At 45.5% G+C, this 3438-nt stretch carries 4 protein-coding genes; 3 read left to right on the top strand and 1 reads right to left on the bottom strand.

Annotation, left to right across the window (positions count from 1 at the left end):
• Positions 1–1531 (bottom strand): NADPH-dependent 2,4-dienoyl-CoA reductase (locus B2Y23_RS02895; RefSeq protein WP_291368900.1); only part of this gene is annotated, 1531 nt, incomplete at its 3' end.
• A 137-nt stretch (positions 1532–1668) separates the two neighbouring features.
• On the opposite strand from B2Y23_RS02895, the gene B2Y23_RS02900 reads away from it, so the two are divergent.
• From B2Y23_RS02900 to B2Y23_RS02910, 3 genes are all read left to right on the top strand, one after another.
• Positions 1669–2211 carry a PadR family transcriptional regulator gene (locus B2Y23_RS02900; RefSeq protein WP_291368902.1) on the top strand — a complete coding sequence of 181 codons (543 nt, stop codon included), beginning with the start codon at positions 1669–1671 and terminating at the stop codon, positions 2209–2211.
• A gap of 97 nt (positions 2212–2308) precedes the next feature.
• On the top strand, positions 2309–3229 hold the full coding sequence (locus tag B2Y23_RS02905) for an alpha/beta fold hydrolase (RefSeq protein WP_291368904.1): 921 nt from the start codon (positions 2309–2311) through the stop codon (positions 3227–3229).
• Positions 3230–3255: 26 nt separating this feature from the next.
• A partial coding sequence (locus B2Y23_RS02910) for a Sir2 family NAD-dependent protein deacetylase (RefSeq protein WP_291368906.1) occupies positions 3256–3438 on the top strand: 183 nt, incomplete at its 3' end.

Genomic DNA, 3438 nt, shown 5'->3' on the forward strand with positions numbered 1-3438 from the left:
CAAAACCAATACCACCGGCGCCAATTACAGCAACTCGATTGCCCACAGCTGCACCACGTAATACTTCTGCATAAGACAACACTTGCGGTGCCTGACTGCCTTCAATGGTTAAGGCACGCGGAACAACGCCAGTTGCAACCACGACCTCATCAAAACCTTCACGTTCCAGTTGTTCACGGTTGACTCTGGTATTTAAACGCAGTTCCACTCCGGTTCTTTCAATCTGAACTTTAAAATAGCGGATGGTTTCGTGAAATTCTTCTTTACCTGGTACCACTTTGGCCAAATTGAATTGGCCACCCACTTCATGACTTGCTTCAAATAAAGTGACTTTATGACCACGACTTGCAGCTACTGTCGCAGCCGACATGCCTGCCACACCTCCACCAATAACGGCAATCTTCTTCGGTGCTTTGGTTTTTACATAGACCAGTTCTGTTTCATAAGCCGCGCGCGGATTGACCAGACAGGTTGCACGCTTATTTTTAAAGGTATGGTCCAAGCACGCCTGATTACAGGCAATACAGGTATTAATTTCATCTACCCGATTGGTTGCAGTCTTGCTAACCCAGAAGGCATCCGCCAATAATGGTCGTGCCATTTGCACCATATCCGCTTTTCCAGCAGCCAAAATGGCTTCGGCAGTTTCAGGCATGTTAATACGGTTGGAAGCAATCACAGGAATAGCGACATGCTTTTTCACTTCAGCCGTGTAATCGGCAAAAGCTGCACGTGGCACTGAAGTCACAATGGTCGGAATACGGGCTTCATGCCAGCCAATCCCGGTATTGAGCAAGGTAACTCCTGCTTCTTCCAATGCTTTTGCAACAGTAATAACTTCCTGCATGGTATTGCCGTCATGCACCAGATCCAGCAGCGACAAACGGAAACAGATAATAAAGTTTTCACCAATTTTTTCACGGATGGCTTTGACAATATCTACTGCGAAACGCATGCGGTTTTCAATGTCACCACCCCAACGGTCGGTACGCTGATTGACATGGCGACTTAAAAACTGATTCAGCAAATAGCCTTCCGAACCCATAATTTCTACGCCATCGTATCCTGCATATTGTGCCAGTTTTGCGCAGTGGGCAAAGTCAGCAATGGTCTGATTCACTTCAGCACTAGTTAAGGCATGCGGTTTGGTCGGATTGATTGGTGCCTGAATGGCAGACGGCGCAACCAGATCAGCCTGATAGGAATAACGGCCAGTATGTAAAATCTGCATGGCAATTTTCCCGCCCGCTGCATGTACCGCCTGGGTAATCACCATATGTTTTTCAGCTTCTTCACGGCTGTCTAATTTCGCGCCACCGGCAAAGGTCAGACCTGCATCATTCGGTGCAATCCCACCCGTTACAATCAGCCCTACACCACCTTGTGCACGTTCTGCATAAAATGCCGCCATACGCTCATAACCACGTGGTGCTTCTTCCAGACCCACGTGCATAGAGCCCATCAAGACACGATTTTTTAACGTGGTAAAACCTAAATCTAAAGGGGCTAACAGATGAGGATAATTAGACATATGATCTCCTTGGCGTGCTGTCTCAGCGAGCTATTCCGGTGCTTAATGCAACTTGTTGCACAATTTATATTCCAGATTTGATTTTTATGCAACATGTTGCATAATGTTCTGGTAAATTTTTACTGACTGAGCCGTTTATGTCTTTAGCCCATGTTTTATTGACCAGCCTGATTGAAAAACCCAGTACCGGGATTGATTTGGCGCGTCGCTTTGACCGCTCTATGGGCTTTTTCTGGAATGCAACGCATCAGCAGATTTACCGTGAACTCAGTGCTATGCAGCAAAAAAACTGGATCTCAACCCTTGAAGATCATAGTGCCAATACCCGTAAAAAGACCTATCAGGTGGAAGCGTTGGGACGTGCCGAACTGGCAGACTGGATGGTCAAGCAAAGTCCGCCTGCCCAATTGCGTGATGATTTAATGGTCCGCCTGCGCGCCGAAGCTCAACTCGGTGGCAATACCGTGCTGCCTGAGCTGGAAAGACATCTGATCCTGCATCAAGAAAACTTAAAAATTTACCAAACGATTTTTGCCAAAGATTTTGCTCATGGGCATACTCAAGACCGGACCCTGTTTATTCATAAAATGATTCTACAACTCGGGATTGACCTGGAACTGGGCTGGATTAAATGGCTAGAGACCATGATTCCGCAATTAAAAGCATTTGATCAACAATAATAGCGTTCTTTATTGAGTATCTTTTATTTCTCCATAACAGGAGAAAATAAAGAAAATGTTTACAGTAATAAAAAGTCTAATAAGTAAGGAAACAACCATGCCGCATTACCGCATGCCTGATGGCGAAAAACTGTTTGTTCGTGAGTTCGGACAAGGACGGCCTGTATTGGTTCTTTCAGGTTTGGGTATGCTCAGCTGGCAATGGCTGCCGTTTCTTTATCGGCATGCTAAAACTCATCGCTTTATTATTCCAGACTGGCGCGGTTTTGGCGGTTCGCAAGATTGTGCCATTCCGGAAATGGATGCCATTTCCAGTCACTGGCGTGATATTCACAGCTTGATTGACCAACTCCAGTTAAACGAGATTCCAGTAATTGCCTATTCTATGGGTGCAACTACGGCGATGCATGGCATGCAATATGGTAACTTTGCCGAGCATATCTCAGCCTATCTGCATATAGACCAGACCCCTAAAATTCCGGTAGATGACAGCTGGGCTTATGGCCTGTTTGGTGAATCTCATCCTGTTTTTATTTCTATTCTGACTGAGCTGTCGCAGTTACTGGCCCAGCATCAACATACCCGATATGTAAAAGACCTGGATAGCCAAACCCGTGGCCAGATTGCCAAGCTCTGGCTACAGTTTATTGGCCTGCAGAATAGCAATAAATACACCTTAAAAGGCTTTGAATGGGTATTGAATCAGTCGCGATTGCAAAGTTTATTATTGCCTTCCAAACGGGTCGACTATATGACCTGGTATATCAACAATTATCTGTACCATCAGGAAGATTACCGCGAGGCCCTACAAAAATTGCAATGTCCGGTGACTTTCCTCAGTGGCACTCAATCCAAATTATATCCGGTAAAAGGCCAGACCCTGATTGCGCAAAGTATTCCGCATGCCAAACAGGTTCATTTTGCAAAATCTGGACATACGCCCTTGCTGACTGAACCTGTAAAATTTGCTCGCGAAATGAGTGTATTCTTGAAAGCCAATGCGACTCATAAACATTAGACGGATGAATAAAATCAGGAGCCAAAATGAAAAAACTCGTGGTCTTTTCAGGTGCCGGTATGAGTGCCGAAAGTGGCATCAATACTTTTCGGGACAGTAATGGCTTATGGGAACAGTACCGAATTGAAGATGTTGCAACCCCTGAAGCCTGGAAACGCGATCCGGAACTGGTACAGCGTTTCTATAATGAACGGCGCAAAAATATTCTG

The organism is Acinetobacter sp. UBA5934 (genome assembly GCF_002430855.1).
In the GTDB taxonomy this organism is placed as follows: Bacteria; Pseudomonadota; Gammaproteobacteria; order Pseudomonadales; family Moraxellaceae; genus Acinetobacter.